Origin of the sequence: Alkalihalobacillus deserti (assembly GCF_020734105.1) — a bacterium.
Classification (GTDB): Bacteria; Bacillota; Bacilli; order Bacillales; family Bacillaceae_D; genus Halalkalibacter; species Halalkalibacter deserti.
Genome location: NZ_JAJAFR010000004.1, coordinates 75,427 through 92,060 on the forward strand (window position 1 = coordinate 75,427; position 16,634 = coordinate 92,060).

The 16,634-nt window shown below is 37.7% G+C and carries 17 protein-coding genes; 10 read left to right on the top strand and 7 right to left on the bottom strand.

Features of this window, described 5'->3' with window-relative positions; genetic code table 11:
- Nucleotides 1-27: 27 nt before the first annotated feature.
- The gene (locus LDX58_RS09290) at nucleotides 28-1,128 is read left to right on the top strand and encodes a nicotinate phosphoribosyltransferase (RefSeq protein ID WP_227936562.1); all 1,101 of its coding nucleotides are present in this window, start codon (nucleotides 28-30) and stop codon (nucleotides 1,126-1,128) included.
- 196 nt (nucleotides 1,129-1,324) lie between these two features.
- Nucleotides 1,325-2,620: a UDP-N-acetylmuramate--L-alanine ligase gene (gene murC, locus LDX58_RS09295; RefSeq protein ID WP_227936563.1), complete on the top strand. Its 1,296-nt coding sequence runs from the start codon at nucleotides 1,325-1,327 to the stop codon at nucleotides 2,618-2,620.
- Nucleotides 2,621-2,793: 173 nt separating this feature from the next.
- Here the strand turns inward: murC and LDX58_RS09300 are convergent, their stop codons facing one another.
- A complete protein-coding gene (locus LDX58_RS09300) occupies nucleotides 2,794-3,909 on the bottom strand; it encodes an aminopeptidase (RefSeq protein ID WP_227936564.1) in 1,116 nt (371 codons plus the stop codon).
- A gap of 196 nt (nucleotides 3,910-4,105) precedes the next feature.
- Between LDX58_RS09300 and LDX58_RS09305 the strand changes: the two genes are divergently transcribed.
- Together LDX58_RS09305 and LDX58_RS09310 are read left to right on the top strand one after the other, a co-directional pair.
- Nucleotides 4,106-4,546: a DUF948 domain-containing protein gene (locus LDX58_RS09305; protein ID WP_227936565.1), complete on the top strand. Its 441-nt coding sequence runs from the start codon at nucleotides 4,106-4,108 to the stop codon at nucleotides 4,544-4,546.
- A complete protein-coding gene (locus LDX58_RS09310; RefSeq protein ID WP_227936566.1) occupies nucleotides 4,546-4,983 on the top strand; it encodes a YtxH domain-containing protein in 438 nt (145 codons plus the stop codon). Before LDX58_RS09305 ends, LDX58_RS09310 begins: the two co-directional genes overlap by 1 nt.
- Nucleotides 4,984-5,125: 142 nt before the next feature.
- On the opposite strand, the gene LDX58_RS09315 is transcribed toward LDX58_RS09310, so the two are convergent.
- The 3 genes from LDX58_RS09315 to LDX58_RS09325 all read right to left on the bottom strand — a co-directional run bounded on the left by LDX58_RS09315 (nucleotide 5,126) and on the right by LDX58_RS09325 (nucleotide 7,086).
- The gene (locus LDX58_RS09315) at nucleotides 5,126-5,968 is read right to left on the bottom strand and encodes a hypothetical protein (protein WP_227936567.1); all 843 of its coding nucleotides are present in this window, start codon (nucleotides 5,966-5,968) and stop codon (nucleotides 5,126-5,128) included.
- Between the two features lie 129 nt (nucleotides 5,969-6,097).
- Nucleotides 6,098-6,628: a cell division FtsA domain-containing protein gene (locus LDX58_RS09320; protein ID WP_265416620.1), complete on the bottom strand. Its 531-nt coding sequence runs from the start codon at nucleotides 6,626-6,628 to the stop codon at nucleotides 6,098-6,100.
- 62 nt (nucleotides 6,629-6,690) lie between these two features.
- Nucleotides 6,691-7,086 carry a cell division protein FtsA gene (locus LDX58_RS09325; RefSeq protein WP_227936568.1) on the bottom strand — a complete coding sequence of 132 codons (396 nt, stop codon included), beginning with the start codon at nucleotides 7,084-7,086 and terminating at the stop codon, nucleotides 6,691-6,693.
- A gap of 277 nt (nucleotides 7,087-7,363) precedes the next feature.
- Here LDX58_RS09325 and LDX58_RS09330 point away from each other — a divergent pair, with 277 nt between their 5' ends.
- The 5 genes from LDX58_RS09330 to LDX58_RS09350 all read left to right on the top strand — a co-directional run bounded on the left by LDX58_RS09330 (nucleotide 7,364) and on the right by LDX58_RS09350 (nucleotide 12,076).
- Entirely contained in the window at nucleotides 7,364-8,440 is a 1,077-nt protein-coding gene (locus LDX58_RS09330; protein WP_227936569.1) for a bifunctional 3-deoxy-7-phosphoheptulonate synthase/chorismate mutase, read from the top strand.
- 236 nt (nucleotides 8,441-8,676) lie between these two features.
- A complete protein-coding gene (gene ccpA, locus LDX58_RS09335) occupies nucleotides 8,677-9,678 on the top strand; it encodes a catabolite control protein A (RefSeq protein ID WP_227936570.1) in 1,002 nt (333 codons plus the stop codon).
- 56 nt (nucleotides 9,679-9,734) lie between these two features.
- Nucleotides 9,735-10,538 (top strand): flagellar motor protein MotP, encoded by an 804-nt coding sequence (motP, locus tag LDX58_RS09340; RefSeq protein ID WP_227936571.1) that lies wholly within the window; start codon nucleotides 9,735-9,737, stop codon nucleotides 10,536-10,538.
- Nucleotides 10,528-11,274: a flagellar motor protein MotS gene (gene motS, locus LDX58_RS09345; protein ID WP_227936572.1), complete on the top strand. Its 747-nt coding sequence runs from the start codon at nucleotides 10,528-10,530 to the stop codon at nucleotides 11,272-11,274. Before motP ends, motS begins: the two co-directional genes overlap by 11 nt.
- Nucleotides 11,275-11,380: 106 nt before the next feature.
- Nucleotides 11,381-12,076, top strand: coding sequence for a 5'-methylthioadenosine/adenosylhomocysteine nucleosidase (locus tag LDX58_RS09350; protein WP_227936573.1), 696 nt, complete (start codon nucleotides 11,381-11,383; stop codon nucleotides 12,074-12,076).
- A 122-nt stretch (nucleotides 12,077-12,198) separates the two neighbouring features.
- Here the strand turns inward: LDX58_RS09350 and LDX58_RS09355 are convergent, their stop codons facing one another.
- Genes LDX58_RS09355 through LDX58_RS09365 form a run of 3 tightly spaced genes read right to left on the bottom strand, consistent with a single transcriptional unit; the run spans nucleotide 12,199 to nucleotide 14,658 of the window.
- Entirely contained in the window at nucleotides 12,199-13,362 is a 1,164-nt protein-coding gene (locus LDX58_RS09355; protein WP_227936871.1) for an acetoin utilization protein AcuC, read from the bottom strand.
- A gap of 2 nt (nucleotides 13,363-13,364) precedes the next feature.
- Entirely contained in the window at nucleotides 13,365-14,003 is a 639-nt protein-coding gene (locus tag LDX58_RS09360) for an acetoin utilization AcuB family protein (RefSeq protein WP_227936574.1), read from the bottom strand.
- 22 nt (nucleotides 14,004-14,025) lie between these two features.
- Nucleotides 14,026-14,658 carry a GNAT family N-acetyltransferase gene (locus LDX58_RS09365; RefSeq protein ID WP_227936575.1) on the bottom strand — a complete coding sequence of 211 codons (633 nt, stop codon included), beginning with the start codon at nucleotides 14,656-14,658 and terminating at the stop codon, nucleotides 14,026-14,028.
- 203 nt (nucleotides 14,659-14,861) lie between these two features.
- Between LDX58_RS09365 and acsA the strand changes: the two genes are divergently transcribed.
- Nucleotides 14,862-16,577 (top strand): acetate--CoA ligase, encoded by a 1,716-nt coding sequence (gene acsA, locus LDX58_RS09370; RefSeq protein ID WP_227936576.1) that lies wholly within the window; start codon nucleotides 14,862-14,864, stop codon nucleotides 16,575-16,577.
- Nucleotides 16,578-16,634 lie beyond the last annotated feature (57 nt).

Sequence of the window (16,634 nt, forward strand, 5' to 3'; positions counted from 1 at the left end):
AAGGGTCGGATACAAGGAGTTTAAACGATGAAAGAAATTACACGGAAATTAAACGGGGAAATCAAACGTTTAACCAACGAGACATTTAAGTTTGATAGACGGGTTAAAGAAGGTTGGTTTTCTGCGGTCTATTTTCTAAAAACAAGGGAAATAGTAGAAAAATACCGTCCGAATAATATGGTGACGATGCAGTTTTTTCAAAAAGAGCATGCTGTTCTTTGTGGGACAGACGAAGTTATTGCATTGATTCATACCTTTGCCAAGGATGCCAAACATCTAGAACTCAGGTCTTTGGAAGATGGAGATAAAATTAAACCATTTGAAACAGTATTCACGATAACAGGTAAATATGAGGACTTTGGTTATTTAGAAGGGCTCATCGATGGTATTCTTGCTCGAAGAACATCAGTTGCCACGAATGTCTATAATGTAGCAAAAGCAGCTAGACAGTCTGGAGTTCAAAAACCAATTATTTTTATGGGAGATCGCGATGACCATTTTACCCAACAAGCCGGTGATGGATATGCAGCTTTTATTGGAGGATCCAAAGCGCAGGCGACACATGCAATGAGCGAATGGTGGGGGAAACAAGGGATGGGTACGATGCCACACGCGCTGATTCAGTTGTTCCGCGGTGACGTTGTCGAAGCAACAAGGGCATATAAAGAAACCTATCCCGAAGATGAATTAATGGCACTCGTCGATTACAACAATGATGTGATCACAGATTCATTAAAAGTAGCTCGTGAATTTGGAACTGATTTAAAGGGTGTTCGGATTGATACATCGAGGACGATGATCGATCAGTTTTTCTGCAGAAATCCAGAAATTATGGGTTCCTTTGATCCTCGAGGCGCGAATCCGACTTTGTTGTTTGCTCTTCGAGAAGCATTAGATCATGAAGGTTTCAATTATGTGAAAATTGTTGCTACTGGAGGGTTTAATGCTTCAAGAATTAAAGAATATGAAGAAGTCGGTGTGCCAGTCGACATTTATGGAGTGGGTGGCAGTTTATTGAAACTACATATTGCATTTACTGGAGATAATGTTCTTCTAAATGGAGAACACGAAGCAAAAGCAGGGCGACGCTTCAGAGAAAATCCTAGATTACAAATTGTCGAGTTATAATGTTGAAGACCTACTGGCTTCAGTGGGTCTTTTTTTCATGTTATATCATATACTATTGGGTGTGGATATTAAGAACGGCTCAAATTGGTGAAAGCGTCGTTTTCTGATATAATGGGTCAATGAAAAAGTTTAAGCAAGAATAAAGATTGACTTCATTGGACGCAAAAAAAACGATGTGAATTTTGGAGGTCCAACTATGACAAATTTTCATTTTATTGGAATAAAGGGGTCTGGAATGAGTGCATTAGCTCAAGTGCTGCACGATATGAACTTTCCTGTGCAAGGTTCTGATGTAGAGAAACAATTTTTCACACAGAGGCCCCTTGAGCAAAAAGGAATTCATTTATTCCCCTTTGAACGTAATAATATTAAAAATGATCAACAAATTGTCGTTTCAGCGGCGTACGGGGACGATCATGAAGAAGTACAACGGGCACATGAGTTAGGTCTTGAAGTGAAAAAATATCCGATCTTCCTAGGAGAGTTTATTCAACAGTTTACAAGCATAGCTGTAACAGGTTCACATGGTAAAACGTCGACTACAGGTTTATTAGCACATGTACTTGGTTCTGCTTTTCCAACTTCTTATTTAATCGGAGATGGAACAGGAAAAGGAGAAGAGGACTCAAAGTATTTTGCTTTTGAAGCATGTGAATATCGAAGACACTTTTTAAATTACAAACCAGATTATTGTATTATGACGAATGTTGATTTTGATCATCCTGATTATTTTAAAGATGTTCAAGACGTATTTTCTGCTTTTCAACAAATGGCGATGCAAGTAAAAAAGGCCATTGTTGCTTGTGGTGATGATGAACATTTACAAGGAATCCATGCAAATGTGCCTGTCGTTTATTATGGTTTTAATGAAGATAATGATTTTCAAGCCAGGGGAGTGGAAACGACTACAGAAGGTACGAAATTCGATGTATACGTGCGTAATAGCTTATACGGTGGTTTTATTATACCTGGATATGGTAAACATAACGTATTGAATGCCTTAGCTGTTATTGCTCTTTGTCATTATGAAAATGTATCAGCCGAAGTTGTGGGCGAGCACTTAAAAACGTTCCAAGGTGTTAAACGTCGTTTTAGTGAAAAGATAGTAGAGAAGCAAATTTTAATTGATGATTATGCACATCATCCAACTGAAATTGCTGCTACGATTGAAGCGACGAAGCAAAAATATCCAAATCACAATGTGGTCGCTATTTTTCAACCACATACGTTTACAAGAACGAAAACATTTTTAAAGGAGTTCGCTGAATCTTTATCAAAGGCGGATTTTGTATATCTGTGTGATATTTTTGGTTCAGCAAGGGAGCAAGCAAGTACACTAACAATTGATGATTTGAAAGACCTAATAAGTGGTGCCAAATTAATTACAGAAGAATCGATTGCCATATTAAAAAACCATGAGAATAGTGTTTTGTTATTTATGGGTGCAGGCGATATTCAAAAGTTTCAACAAGCATATGAGAATACTTTGTAATTTATATGAATGAAGCAAACTAGGTTAATTATAGCTTGGTTTGCTTTTTTTTATGAGGAATAGCGTTAAAGTTTAGAATGTCATGAATCAAAAATCGATTCTATGTGTGTCAGCTTTGCAAACAGAAAACCTCCTCTATAGAGGAGGTTAATTAGCTATTTTTATAAAGAAAATTATTTTAAATTCTCTGGATTCAAAGCTTCCAGTTCAGGCAGCACAAATCGACCATCTTTTCGTATAAGGATATCATCAAAGTAAATTTCTCCACCACCGTATTCAGGACGCTGGATCATCACAATATCCCAGTGAATACTTGAATCATTGCCATTTGAAGCTTCTTCATAGCATTGTCCAGGTGTAAAGTGGAAACTGCCATCAATCTTTTCATCAAAAAGAATATCCTTCATTGGATGCTGGATATATGGATTGACTCCAATCGCAAATTCGCCAATGAAACGAGCGCCATCATCTGTATTTAAAATGGTATTAATACGATCGCTGTCATTCGCAGTCGCTTCAATAATTTTACCGCTCTCGAAAGTGAATGAAATGTTCTCAAAAGTGAATCCTTGGTACGGAGAAGGTGTATTGTATGTAATCGTACCATTAATAGAGTTGCGAACAGGAGCGGTATACACTTCTCCATCTGGAATATTGCGTTTTCCCGCACATTTAATAGCTGGAACGTCTTTAATAGAGAAAGTTAAATCTGTTCCCGGTCCTTTTAACTGAACTTTATCGGTTCTATCCATCAAGGCTACTAACGCACCCATCGCATCGTTCATCTTGCTGTAATCAAGATTACAGACATTAAAGTAAAAATCTTCAAATGCTTCTGTACTTGTGTTAGCTAATTGGGCCATAGATGAACTTGGGTAACGCAATACCACCCATTTCGTTTTCGGGACACGTATTTCACGATGAACCTTTGTTCCAATTGTTTTACTGTGTAAAGCCATCTTATCACTTGGGACATCAGATAGTTCAGAGATGTTATCACCGGCACGCAATCCTATATAGGCGTCCATTTCACTCATTACTTGTGCTTCAAAAGTAGCCATCATATTAAGCTGCTCTTCTTGTGCCCCAAACAGTAATGACCGATCTACTTGGTGATCTTTTAATAGGACAAAAGGGTATCCGCCTGCCTCATAAGCCTCTTGTACAAGAGCAGTTACTAGCTCACGTTGTAAACCGAAATTTTCAATTAAAACTTTTTCTCCCTTTTTTAATTCGACAGAATACGTAATTAAATTTTTTGCTAATAATTGAATTCTAGGATCTTTCATTGACTTACCTCCTTAACGTTCATTTTTACTATTGTATACGATTTCAGAAGAACATAACAGTAACTGTAATTTTAAATAATTGCAGGAGATCTGAAGTTTTTATCGAATATCTTATCAAAGAAAGGTTTAAATGACATAAAGAGTGGGTATTAAGATATACATATCTAGATGAGGTGTAAAGGGAGGTGAAGGCTTAATGGAGGTCTTACTATACATAAGTGCTTTAGTCGCCGCAATTGCTTTTGCGGTGTTAGTAATTTTCCTTGTTCGTACATTAAAATCAGCAAATCGAACATTAGATCATGTGGCCAATACGATGGCGGGTTTAGAAAAGCAGATCAATGGGATTACGAAAGAAACAGAAGAACTCCTACATCGTACGAATCGCTTAGCTGATGATATTCAAGAAAAATCGGAATCATTAAATACTGTCTTTTCTTCAGTTAAGGAATTAGGCGAGTCAGTAGGACAAGTGAATCAATCAATTAGGCATGTCTCCAATACGGTGTCAACTCAGGTTGTTAAGCAATCAGATCAAATTGCAAAAGCCGTTCAATGGGGCAATGTCGCTATTGATTTATATGGGAAATTCAAGCAAAAAAAAGAACAAAAAGAAACCCAAGGAGGAGAAAAATAATGAGTGAAATGAACACAAAGGATTTTTTAATTGGATCACTAATTGGAGGAATTGTAGGTGCATCTGCAGCCTTATTCCTAGCTCCAAAATCAGGGAAAGAATTACGAAGCGATCTTTCTGAGCAAGCGCAAGTTGCCAAGGATAAAACAAATCAGTTTACTTCGACGGCATATGAAAAAGGTAATGAATGGGCGAGTTATGCTAAAGATAAATCGAATTCGATTGCAAAGGTAGTTTCTGAACAATCTACTCAAGTAGTCGATAAAGTAAAAGAAGCAACATCTAATTTAAAGTCTGAGGCAGAAGAAACTAAAGCAACTACTGAAGAAATTGTTGATGATTTAGCTGGAGATGTTGAAGATGCTAGTGAAGAAATTGTTGAAAATGTAAAAAAAGAAGTAGATGATGTTCAAGCAAAAGTGGAAGCAGAGAAATAATAAATTTCAATCCATACTATTTTTGATGAGACTGAGCTAGGGGGGGAAACTTCCTTGCTCAGTTTTTTATTATTGAATCAGAGAGAAAGCATCGGCTTCGCTCATTGCTTAGCCATACAATAAAAAGGCAAAACCGGCCTTTTTATTGTATGGCTAGTTCAATTTTATCTCCGTTGTTGAGGGGGCTGCTGAAGGTGGCTTGTTCTCCGTTTTTGTTGATAATAAGTTGTTTTCCTGATAAAGAATCTATGGTCAGATCCACTAGAAGGAATGCATCTTGTAGAATGAAAGGCTGTGCTTTATGGGTAATTAATGTTAGGTGATCATGTGTTAATAATTCGTCATCTAATTGAAGTAGCTGGTTATCTTGATAAACTTCTACTAAAGGCTTTTCTAATGTTAATGGTTTTTCATTGAAGAAAACAGTTATATTTGTACGTACTTTTATTTGTCGAGATGAAAGTAAATCAATAATCTGCTGTTTAGGTGGATTTACATTCCAGTCAATAGTGTCTTTGTAGTTTATCTTGTCGCTCAAATTTTTTTGTTGGTTGTTTATATAAATGATTGGTATATGCTTCTGATACACCCATGTTTCTTTATTAACTGTAATGTAGCAAGGTTTAAATTTTTCTGAGATGTTTAAAGCAATAAGAAGGTCTTGTAAGGTTTCATTCTGACTTATCGTTACATGATCTCGATCATTCACAAGCGTGTCAGGTGCCTTGATCTTTCCATTTAGAAAAAACTTGGCTTTAAAATGTTTTTCCACGCCGTTTATAATTAGGGTTAAATCAGGGAGATCATCCACTAACTCTCGAATAGAAACAGTAGCTGCCTTTCCATTTGTTCCGCGCTCTACATTAAGGTTATCACCAGGTTCTAATGGTGAATCTAAAGTTGTGACCTTCCCATTTTTTAAAAGAGTAGGCGGGGCTCCATGTTTTCCAGGTATCGAGATTAACTGGTCTTGAACTGTAGCCATAATGGCAAGACCTGGCTTCCCATATAGTTTGGCAATATCAATTCCAGCAGCGAGTAAGCCATCCCCTACTGTTAACGTTTTAACATCAAATAAACGAAGAGTTCGTCCGTTGACAAAGACACTAATGTACTAAATTGGATTTTGCTTTGCTGCAATTGCGATTCCAATTGGAGTAACTAGTTCAGGTCCATATAAACTTGCTTCATTAAGTTTTAACAACTTAATGGCGTCAGCCCCACGAATAGCGACACGACTTTCGGGTAGTTCAAGAGCTTTTGCAATGAGTTTAGGTAGATGTGGAGTCATACTGCCGCCACCAACTAACATAACAGCTTTCGGTGCTTTTCCATTAAGCTTAAGTATTTCCTTGCTTATAGAAAGAGCAAGGTCTTGGATCGTATCTATAATCGGGTCGATGACTTCAGATTTTTTATGCGTGTTCTCAAGTCCCAAAATATCTGTAATTTGAACAGTTTCTTGAATAGAGAGTTCTCTTTTTACTTTTTCAGCATCTGAAAAGTCAAGGAGGAAATGATCACTAATTGCTTCTGTTATTTCATCCCCTGCAACTGGCACCATCCCGTAAGCAATTACTGTGTTTTCATCAGTAATAGCAATGTCGGATGTACCGGCTCCAATATCAACTAATGCAGCATTCAATCTACGCATCGAGGAAGGAATTAATACATTAATTGCTGCTATCGGTTCAAGTGTTAATGCTTCTAATAATCAGCCCTTGTAAGAGCTGCTAATAAGGATTCGGCAACTACTTTAGGCAAAAATGTCGCAATGACTTCTACGGATGCTTGCTTACCCATTTGATCAAGTAGGCTACCGATTGGTTCCTCATCAAGTAAGTAATTTAAAACCGAGTACCCAACACAATAATATTCGAAGGGTGCATTTCCTTCGTATTCATTAGCTAAAAGGAATTGAGCATTTTGAAAGGCACTTAATTCCAAGTGCAGCAAATCATCTCGGGAAAGCATAGGCTTTGTTTCAATATTTGTGTTATAGCGAGATCGCATTGTTTTTAGGGATCGCCCTGCAGCTGCAACACAAACCTTCTTTAGTGAACCATGGCGCTCTTCTAAGCTTCCCTTTATAAATTGAATCACCTTTGCAACAGAAGGAATATCGTGAATTGACCATCAAGCATAGCTCTTTCATCATGTTCTTTTACAACGGAATCAATGAGTTCAAATTTACCCTCTGTTAATTTAGTTTACTAAAGATTTCCGGTTTAAGTAAGAAAAATCTACGTTGCGCTTTAATTAGTTAAAGTATTAATGCGTAAAAGCTTTTAAGTATTAAAGAAAATTAGTGACATTGTGTTTATTATGGCTTATAATAATATAAAATAAAGAAGCCAATGAAAAAAGGGAGTGGAGTATAGTGAGTAACGAAAAATTAGATTTGTTGAGAACCGAATTAGACGAGGTGAATCTTAAGCTTCTTGAAGTGATTAACGAGCGAGCTCTTCTTGTACAGGAAATTGGAAAAGTGAAAAGTACACAAGGTGTGAATCGATTTGATCCTGTGCGAGAGCGGAGTATGCTTGACCATATTGCAGAACATAATAAAGGGCCATTTGAAACAGCAACATTACAGCATTTATTCAAACAAATATTCAAAGCAAGCTTAGAGCTTCAAGAAGAAGATCACAGCAAAGCATTGCTTGTTTCACGAAAAAAACACCCTGAAAATACAGTTGTTGATCTGAAAGGTGTTATGATGGGCGATGGCGTTCAACGTCTAGTGATGGGCCCATGTGCCGTCGAAAGTTACGAACAAGTTCTAACCGTTGCTAAGGCACTTAAAGAGCGCGGTATTAGGTTACTTCGAGGAGGAGCATTTAAGCCTCGTACATCTCCATATGATTTCCAAGGTCTAGGTCTTGAAGGGCTGCAAATTCTTAAAAAAGTTGCGGATGAACTTGATATGGTTGTAATTAGTGAAATTGTTAATCCCGCTGATATTGAAAAAGCAGTGGAATACCTTGATGTAATTCAAATTGGAGCACGCAATATGCACAACTTTGAGTTGTTAAAGGCAGTTGGATCTGTTCAAAAACCAGTTCTATTAAAACGTGGATTATCAGCTACGATTTCAGAGTTTATTCATGCAGCTGAGTATGTAGTAGCAAATGGTAATAATGATCTTATGCTTTGTGAGCGTGGAATTAGAACGTACGAAACAGCTACTAGAAACACATTAGATATTTCAGCTGTTCCTATTTTAAAACAAGAAACGCATTTACCAGTACTTGTTGATGTAACGCATTCTACTGGACGTCGTGATTTATTACTTCCAACAGCCAAAGCAGCTTTTGCAATTGGTGCAGATGCAGTTATGGCAGAGGTTCACCCAGATCCAGCTGTTGCTCTATCAGATTCAGCTCAACAAATGGATATTCCACAATTCAACAAATTTATTGATGAGCTTTTGGCTTCTGGTTTATATAAGGGATAAAAGGGATAAAAAGTTAAGGTTGACCTAAACTAAGGTCAACCTTATTTGTTTTCTTTAGAGATTTCACAAAAAGATAAAAACCAACCTTTTTGTGAAATCTCTTGAAAATACTATGAAGATTTCTCGAAGAGTGTCGATATATATAGTGTAGAACATTGCGGACCTCTTCAGAGTATCGTATGATAACAATATTACTAATTACGATTATGTTTGAATGACATAGAGGAGGATCATTTGTGAACACAACAATTTATGATGTAGCAAGAGAAGCAGGTGTCTCGATGGCGACCGTTTCACGGGTTGTAAACGGAAACCCTAACGTGAAACCTGCAACTAGAAAAAAAGTACTTGAGGCAATTGAACGGTTAGGTTATCGTCCAAATGCAGTGGCACGTGGACTAGCAAGTAAAAAAACAACAACAGTTGGAGTGATCATTCCGGATATTTCCAGCATCTTCTTTGCTGAATTAGCAAGGGGGATCGAGGATATTGCTACGATGTATAAGTACAATATTATCCTTTGTAACTCTGACCAAAATCAAGACAAGGAGATTCACCTTATCAATACCTTACTTGAAAAACAAGTGGATGGTATTGTTTTTATGGGCGGTCATATAACAGACGAACATGTTGAACAATTCAAGCGTTCCCCTGTTCCGGTTGTTTTAGCAGCCACTCTTGATTCTAATAAGGAGATTCCATCTGTCAACATCGATTATAAACAAGCTGTTTATGATGCGATTACACACTTAATTGAAGCTGGTCACAAACGTATTGGTATGCTTTCAGGTACTCTTGATGATCTGGTTAATGGCTACCAAAAATTTATAGGTTATCGGGATGCACTAGAAAATGCAGGGATTTCTTTCGAAGAAGAGTTAATTGCCATTGGTGATTACACGTATGACTCTGGTATCGATGCTATGCAAACGTTTCTTGAGTTAGAAGAAAAACCAACAGCTATCTTTGCATCAACAGACGAAATGGCTCTTGGTGTGATTCATGGAGCGCAAGATCAGGGTTATTCCATTCCAAATGACTTTGAAGTTATAGGGTTTGATAATACGCGTCTTGCCACGATGGTACGACCAACGTTAACAACGGTTGTACAACCTATTTATGATATAGGTGCTGTATCCATGCGTCTATTAACAAAGCTCATGAATAAAGAAGAAGTAACTGACCAAATTGTAGTGCTCCCACACAGAATTGAATTTAGACAATCTACGAAATCATAGGTGATTCATAACTAAGCTACAGTAGAAACAAGCTGAATCGCCTTAGGGAGAGGAATATGAAAAAATTTGATATTACGACGCCAGTAGGCATTGTTATAGGTATAATGGTGTTGTTATTGGCAGTACTTTCTAACTCTGGAGCTTCTGGCCTTATTTTCTTTATTCAAATTGCTTCTACCTTAATTGTTGTGGGAGGACTTATAGCTGGAATCGTTATTAACTTTTCCATGGCTGAGCTAAAAGTAGTTCCAAAGGTGCTAATGGAGTCATTTCGTGACGAAAACTATGATTTAAGAAAGTTAATTGACACATTTGTCGACTTGTCTGGAAAAGCAAGAAGAGAAGGTTTGCTAGCCCTAGAAGCTGGGTTAGATGAAGTAGAAGATCCTTTTATAAAAAAGGGAATACTGTTAGCTGTAGATGGAATTGAGCCTGATGTTATTAAAGATATTATGATGGCCGAAGTCGTTGCAATGGAAGAAAGACATCGAAAAGGTAGATCTGTACTTGAAAAAGCAGGTGAGTATGCGCCAGCGTGGGGAATGATAGGAACGTTAGTTGGACTAGTTCTTATGCTACAAAACTTAAATGATCCAGCTTCACTTGGCCCTAATATGGCTGTTGCCCTTTTAACCACTTTATATGGTACAGTCCTTGCGAATTTAGTATTTATTCCAATGGCATCAAAGCTTTCTAATAAAACAGATGAAGAAGTTTTTGTAAAACAAATTATTATCGAAGGTGTTATTGGTGTTCAATCAGGGCAAAATCCTAAAGTTCTTCAAGAGAAGTTAAGTGCATTTTTAAGCACCAAAGATAAAATCGTTGAAGAAAACATAGGTGATGCATATGAAGCGTAGAAGGCGTCCTGAGGATAAAGGTGCCCCTAAATGGATGGTAACCTTTTCTGACATGATGACTCTCATTCTAGTATTCTTTATTTTACTTTTTTCAATGTCTGTTGTGGACGCACAAAAGTTCAGAGCAATTGCTGAGTCTTTTAATCAGCGGCAAGTCTTTGAGTTTATGCCCTCTGCGATTGAATTTGAAAATCCAGCTGAAGAAGGAGCGGAAGAGCGAAAAGATCCTTTCGAAGGTGATTTTGGTAAGGATGAATCTGATGTTGATATGGATGAATTGCACAAAGAAGTAAATGAGTTTCTTGAAGACAATGAACTGACTGAATTAATATCAGCGTCACGAGATGATAGAGGAGTCGTTCTTGTATTACAGGAACGAACACTTTTTGAATCAGGTGAAGCGAAATTGTTACCTACAGCAGAACCATTCTTAACAAAAGTCGGTACACTTCTCAAAGCTATTCCGAATACAGTAAAAGTTGAGGGACACACAGATAGTCGCCCGATTTCAACTTTTCGTTTTCCTTCAAACTGGGAATTGTCAGGCGCACGTGCTAGTAGCGTGATTCGATTTTTAATTGGTACGCATGATCTAGAAGCGAATCGTTTTATCGCGACAGGATATGGTGAAACAAGACCAGTGGTTCCGAATACAACTGTGGAAAATCTTCAAACCAATCGACGAGTTGTGATTGTTATATCAGATCCATCGTATGATGATGGACAAGATTTTTAACTCAAGGGATTCCCTTGAGTTTTTTGTTTTATAGTGGTTTTAAATCAAGAATATTTTCTTGACGAAAGAAAGTTGTGTATACTAAAAATGTAGGAGGTCTATAAATATGAAAATTGGTATTATAGGAGCAATGAATGAGGAAATCGAACGTATGAAAACAGAAATGAAGATAACTGAAACCTATCAGTATGCAACCGTAACGTTTTATGAAGGAATACTAAGTGAGAAGGAGATTGTTCTTTGTAAATGTGGAGTTGGAAAAGTAAATGCAGCACTTACGACGCAGATCTTAATTGATCGATTTGCAATTACTCATTTATTATTTACAGGTGTTGCAGGGGCCATAGATGAAAGTTTAGATGTAGGAGATTTAGTCATTTCAACAAGTGCAATGCAACACGATATAGATGTTACAGCTTTAGGATTTAAGAAAGGAGAGATCCCTTATTTTCAGGGATCTTCGGATTTTCAAGCAGATGAGGAGCTAGTAAAGCTGGCTGTAAAAGCAGCAAAAGAAAGCACCGATCGTCATATTGTTCAAGGGAGAATCGTGAGTGGAGACCAATTCGTTGCAGATGCAAAGTACGTGCAAACTTTAAGGAGTGAATTCCAAGCAGTTTGTGTTGAAATGGAAGGGGCAGCAGTTGCCCAAGTGGCAGCGATGAATGCAGTTCCCTTTGTTATTATTCGATCGATGTCAGATAAGGCAAATGGCGAAGCCTCAATGAACTTTGTAGAATTTACTCAACTTGCAAGTGAGCAATCACATTTACTTGTATCTACGATTCTTAAGGATGTTTAATTCTGGGATTGTCTGATATAAAGTCTATGTTAAGATTTTTCCTTATTGCAGAGACAAATTTGAAAAGCCATTAGAATACTAGTTAGCAACTTATGAAAACGATGACGTGTTAAAAAAACACGTCATCGTTTCATTTCGTTTCGGATATGGTAGAGAGCCTTTTCAAGTGTCTTGTAATTTTTTTCTGTTATTTCCTGTTTACGAGGGATAGTTGGCACTATATGATAGTCTTCCCATAAAAGAGGTAATTCAGCTTCTGCTTGCTTTGCCCACTTTCTTATCCAACTTTCTGGGATTTCCTGTTGCAAAGAGTCTATTTGACCGGTCATCGTTAGCCAAATATAAGACCATGCGCGTGGAACGACTCTCCAAATATCATAGCCACCACCACCCACCGCAATCCAACGACCATCGCAATATTCGTGAGCTAACTCATGTGCGAGTTTGGGAATTTCCTTAAAAGTTTTAATGGTTGAGCAGAGATGAGTCAGTGGATCAAAATGATGGGCATCTGCACCATTCTGAGTTAAGATGACATCTGGTTTAAAAAAAGCAGTTACTTCTCTGAAAGCGTTTTTATAAATGTCGATAAATGATTCATCTTCCGTAAAAGCATCCACAGGTACATTTATCGAAAAGCCATAGCCCTTACCCGATCCTTTTTCATGAACCTGTCCAGTACCGGGGAAGAGATAACGTCCGGTTTCATGAATACTTAATGTACATACATCAGGGTCATCATAAAAGGCCCACTGCACTCCATCGCCATGATGAGCATCTGTATCGACATATAACACCCGCGCGCCATATTTCTTTTTCATATATTCGATAGCGATCGAACTATCATTATAGATACAAAATCCAGAAGCTTTTCCTTTAAATCCGTGATGAAGTCCACCACCTAGGTGAAGTGCATGGTTGGACCGCCCTTCCATGACTTCGTCTACAGCGGTTAAAGTCCCTCCTACAAGTAGTGATGCTGCCTCGTGCATATGTGGGAAGATGGGGGTATCATCGGTTCCTAATCCATAATTCGCAGCCACAGTCTCATTTAATTGACCTTTTCCAGCAGATTTAACTGCTTCAATAAAAGCTTCATCATGTATTAAGGCTATTTCTTCATCTGTTGCCATTCTAGGAGGTAGAATTTGATCACCCTTGATTACTTGAAGTTCATTTAATAGGTCATAAGTAAGTTGGAGACGTAGATGGTTAAATGGATGATCGTCATTAAATCGATAGGAAAGTTGTTCATTAGAGAAAACAAATACGGAATCATTTTTCATTTTCATAAGCCCGGTTCACTTGGCCACATGACATCATAACCATTATCCTCAATCACTTTGACAACACGTCGCGGGTCAATCGTTTGTACGCGGAAGACTAGTACTTTAAAAGCAGGATCCTGATGTGGATAAACGAGAACACTTGTTATACTCACTTTTAGATCTTTAAATATGGCAGCAATGTCAGACAACTTTCCTGTAATGTTTTCAACCTTCACTTCAATATGTGAGCTTGGCTGATGTGCCCCCATTAATTCAACAAGAGTATGAAGCATGTCTGTTTCAGTTACGATTCCAACAAGTTCATCATCATCTAAAATAGGTAAACAACCAATATGGTTCTCATAAAATAAGCTCGACACTTCTTCCACGAAATCGAGTGGGTGAGCAGTTATCACGTTTTTTTTCATGATCGTAGAAATTGGCTTGAGGAAATCTTCAAGATGATCAGTAAAATGAAAAATAGATGGGCTCGCGTCTCTAATGTCACTATCAGATACAATGCCAACCAATATTTGATTTTCATTAATAACAGGGATATGGCGAATTTGATGTAGTTCTAATAGTTGCATAGCCTCTTTAATCGTCGAAGTATCTCTTAGCGTAATTACATTTTTTTTCATGATATGTTCAATAATCACTAGAAAAGCACCACCTTATTCATTAGTACATAAATCTATTTTGAAAACGTAATTGATCAAATTGCTGGATTGATTCGGTCTTTATCCTTTTTCCAATACGTACCATTAGACAGTTTGCTGGATGAGAACATATTTCAGGATCATCGGTTGCGTACCATTCTAACCCACCTGCACTCATCATCTTTTCCATGATCTTTCGATATTCCCAGACGTCTAAACCACTGCTTTTTAAGTCCCAGTGCCAATAATATTCAGTTGTGATAATAATGTAATCTTCCATGGCATCATCCATCATCGATAAGCGAAGTAGGTTTTTACCGATTTGTACCCCTCGGTATTCTTTTGCTATTTCAATGGCCCCAAGTTCTAGTAGATCTTTCATATTTCCTTCAGACCAACGTTCCATTGGATCGGGATAAACAAAAGTAACATAGCCGACAATCATATTGCCATCACGGACAATGTTTATTCTACCTTCAGGTAAGTCTGCAATTCCAACCAAAGCTTTCTTTTGTTGTGCAGGAGGTCTGAAAGCAACTAAACCCGAATGAAAATCAAAATCTTGTAGTGCCTGAGCGGAAATAGGCCCTTCTAAAATAAGAGTTCGATCTTCAAATGGAAGGTTAATAGAATAATAAGTTTTTTTATAATTCATTTATACGTTCCCACCTTTGAACAGCCTTATTCCGTCATTATACATGAAGTAAAGCAGTATTATAAAATCTTCATGATTTTGTCAATAAGTAAATATATTGGAAAAATTCCAAGGGATGCCTTTTTTTGAATTTAAAATTGATATAATATTCTGTATGTATTATAATATAAGATGTAAATACATAAAAGGGAGGATGATCAACTATGAACATGCAAGCGCTTCCATCCAAAGCAGGAAATCACAATTTACCTAGCCACGAAGAGGCAATTCAAACATTTGATTGGAAATCCGTAGAATCTGATTTTTCATGGGGGGAAACAGGGAAAGTCAATCTTGCCTATGAAGCAATTGATCGTCACGCTGAAGGTGAAAAGAAAGATAAAGTAGCTTTATATTATAGTGACATAAATCGTGTGGAACAATATACCTTTAATGATATGAAAAAATACTCAAACCAAGCAGGGAATGTATTAAGAAAAGCTGGAGTTGAAAAAGGGGACCGCGTATTTATCTTTATGCCTCGCTCTCCGGAACTTTATTTCTCTGTATTAGGTGCGATAAAAATTGGAGCAATTGTAGGTCCTTTATTCGAAGCGTTTATGGAAGGTGCTGTACGTGATCGTCTCGAAGATAGTGAAGCGAAAGTTTTAATTACAACGCCTGCTCTTCTTGAACGTGTTCCGGTTGATGACTTACCTAGTCTTGAAACTGTTTTTATTGTAGATGAGAATTTTGAAGAAAATAACTTATATTTAAATTTACTTACTCGCCTACATGCTGCAAGTGACGAACTTGAAATTGAATGGGTGGATCGTGAAGATGGATTAATTCTTCATTATACGTCTGGTTCAACAGGTAAACCCAAAGGTGTTCTTCATGTACACAATGCGATGCTTCAACACTATCAAACCGCAAAATGGGTGTTAGACTTAAAAGACGATGATGTTTATTGGTGCACAGCTGATCCGGGTTGGGTAACTGGTACTTCTTATGGAATCTTCGGTCCATGGTTAGTTGGTGTTACGAATGTCATCCGTGGAGGACGATTTAGCCCACAAGATTGGTATGAGACTTTAGAGCGTTATCAAGTAACAGTCTGGTATAGTGCTCCAACTGCGTTCCGGATGCTCATGAGTGCTGGAGATGAGTTAGTTAAGAAATATGATCTATCGAATCTTCGTCATTTATTAAGTGTTGGTGAACCATTGAATCCTGAAGTAGTTCGTTGGGGTATGAAAGTATTTGACCTACGAATTCATGATACGTGGTGGATGACAGAAACAGGTGCACAAGTTATTTGTAACTATCCTTCTATGGAAGTACGTCCAGGATCAATGGGGAAACCAATTCCTGGTGTGAAAGCAGCAATCATTGATGATAAAGGAAACGAGCTTCCTCCAAATAGAATGGGTAATCTTGCTATTAAAAAAGGTTGGCCTTCAATGATGCGCGCAGTCTGGAACAATGAGCAAAAATTCAATAGTTATTTTGAAATTGATGGATGGTATGTATCAGGGGATTCAGCTTACATGGATGAGGATGGGTACTTCTGGTTCCAAGGAAGAATTGATGATGTTATCATGACGTCTGGTGAACGTGTTGGACCATTTGAAGTGGAAAGCAAGCTTGTTGAACATCCAGCAGTAGCGGAGGCTGGTGTAATCGGTAAACCAGATCCTGTAAGAGGAGAAATTATCAAGGCATTTGTTGCATTACGTGAGGGCTATGAAGTAACGGAAGAATTGCAAGAAGATATCCGTAACTTCGTAAAGAAAGGCCTAGCTGCGCATGCTGCTCCGAGGGAGATTGAATTCAGAGATAAGCTTCCGAAGACACGTAGTGGTAAAATTATGAGACGTGTATTAAAAGCTTGGGAACTTGATCTACCAACAGGCGATTTGTCCACGATGGAAGATTAAATAAGAATTTATTTAGTGGAAGTACGTCAATAATGTAACTTTTTTAACAGACTGACT

Excerpts from the sequence above, each read along its gene's own strand:
- LDX58_RS09315 (WP_227936567.1), bottom strand. The coding sequence starts at position 5,968 with ATGGCTACAGTTCAAGACCAGTTAATCTCGATACCTGGAAAACATGGA.
- LDX58_RS09365 (WP_227936575.1), bottom strand. The coding sequence starts at position 14,658 with ATGAATTATAAAAAAACTTATTATTCTATTAACCTTCCATTTGAAGAT.
- LDX58_RS09305 (WP_227936565.1), top strand. The coding sequence starts at position 4,106 with ATGGAGGTCTTACTATACATAAGTGCTTTAGTCGCCGCAATTGCTTTT.
- LDX58_RS09355 (WP_227936871.1), bottom strand. The coding sequence starts at position 13,362 with ATGAAAAATGATTCCGTATTTGTTTTCTCTAATGAACAACTTTCCTAT.
- motP (WP_227936571.1), top strand. The coding sequence starts at position 9,735 with ATGAAAAAATTTGATATTACGACGCCAGTAGGCATTGTTATAGGTATA.
- LDX58_RS09290 (WP_227936562.1), top strand. The coding sequence starts at position 28 with ATGAAAGAAATTACACGGAAATTAAACGGGGAAATCAAACGTTTAACC.
- LDX58_RS09300 (WP_227936564.1), bottom strand. The coding sequence starts at position 3,909 with ATGAAAGATCCTAGAATTCAATTATTAGCAAAAAATTTAATTACGTAT.
- murC (WP_227936563.1), top strand. The coding sequence starts at position 1,325 with ATGACAAATTTTCATTTTATTGGAATAAAGGGGTCTGGAATGAGTGCA.
- acsA (WP_227936576.1), top strand. The coding sequence starts at position 14,862 with ATGAACATGCAAGCGCTTCCATCCAAAGCAGGAAATCACAATTTACCT.
- LDX58_RS09310 (WP_227936566.1), top strand. The coding sequence starts at position 4,546 with ATGAGTGAAATGAACACAAAGGATTTTTTAATTGGATCACTAATTGGA.
- LDX58_RS09350 (WP_227936573.1), top strand. The coding sequence starts at position 11,381 with ATGAAAATTGGTATTATAGGAGCAATGAATGAGGAAATCGAACGTATG.
- motS (WP_227936572.1), top strand. The coding sequence starts at position 10,528 with ATGAAGCGTAGAAGGCGTCCTGAGGATAAAGGTGCCCCTAAATGGATG.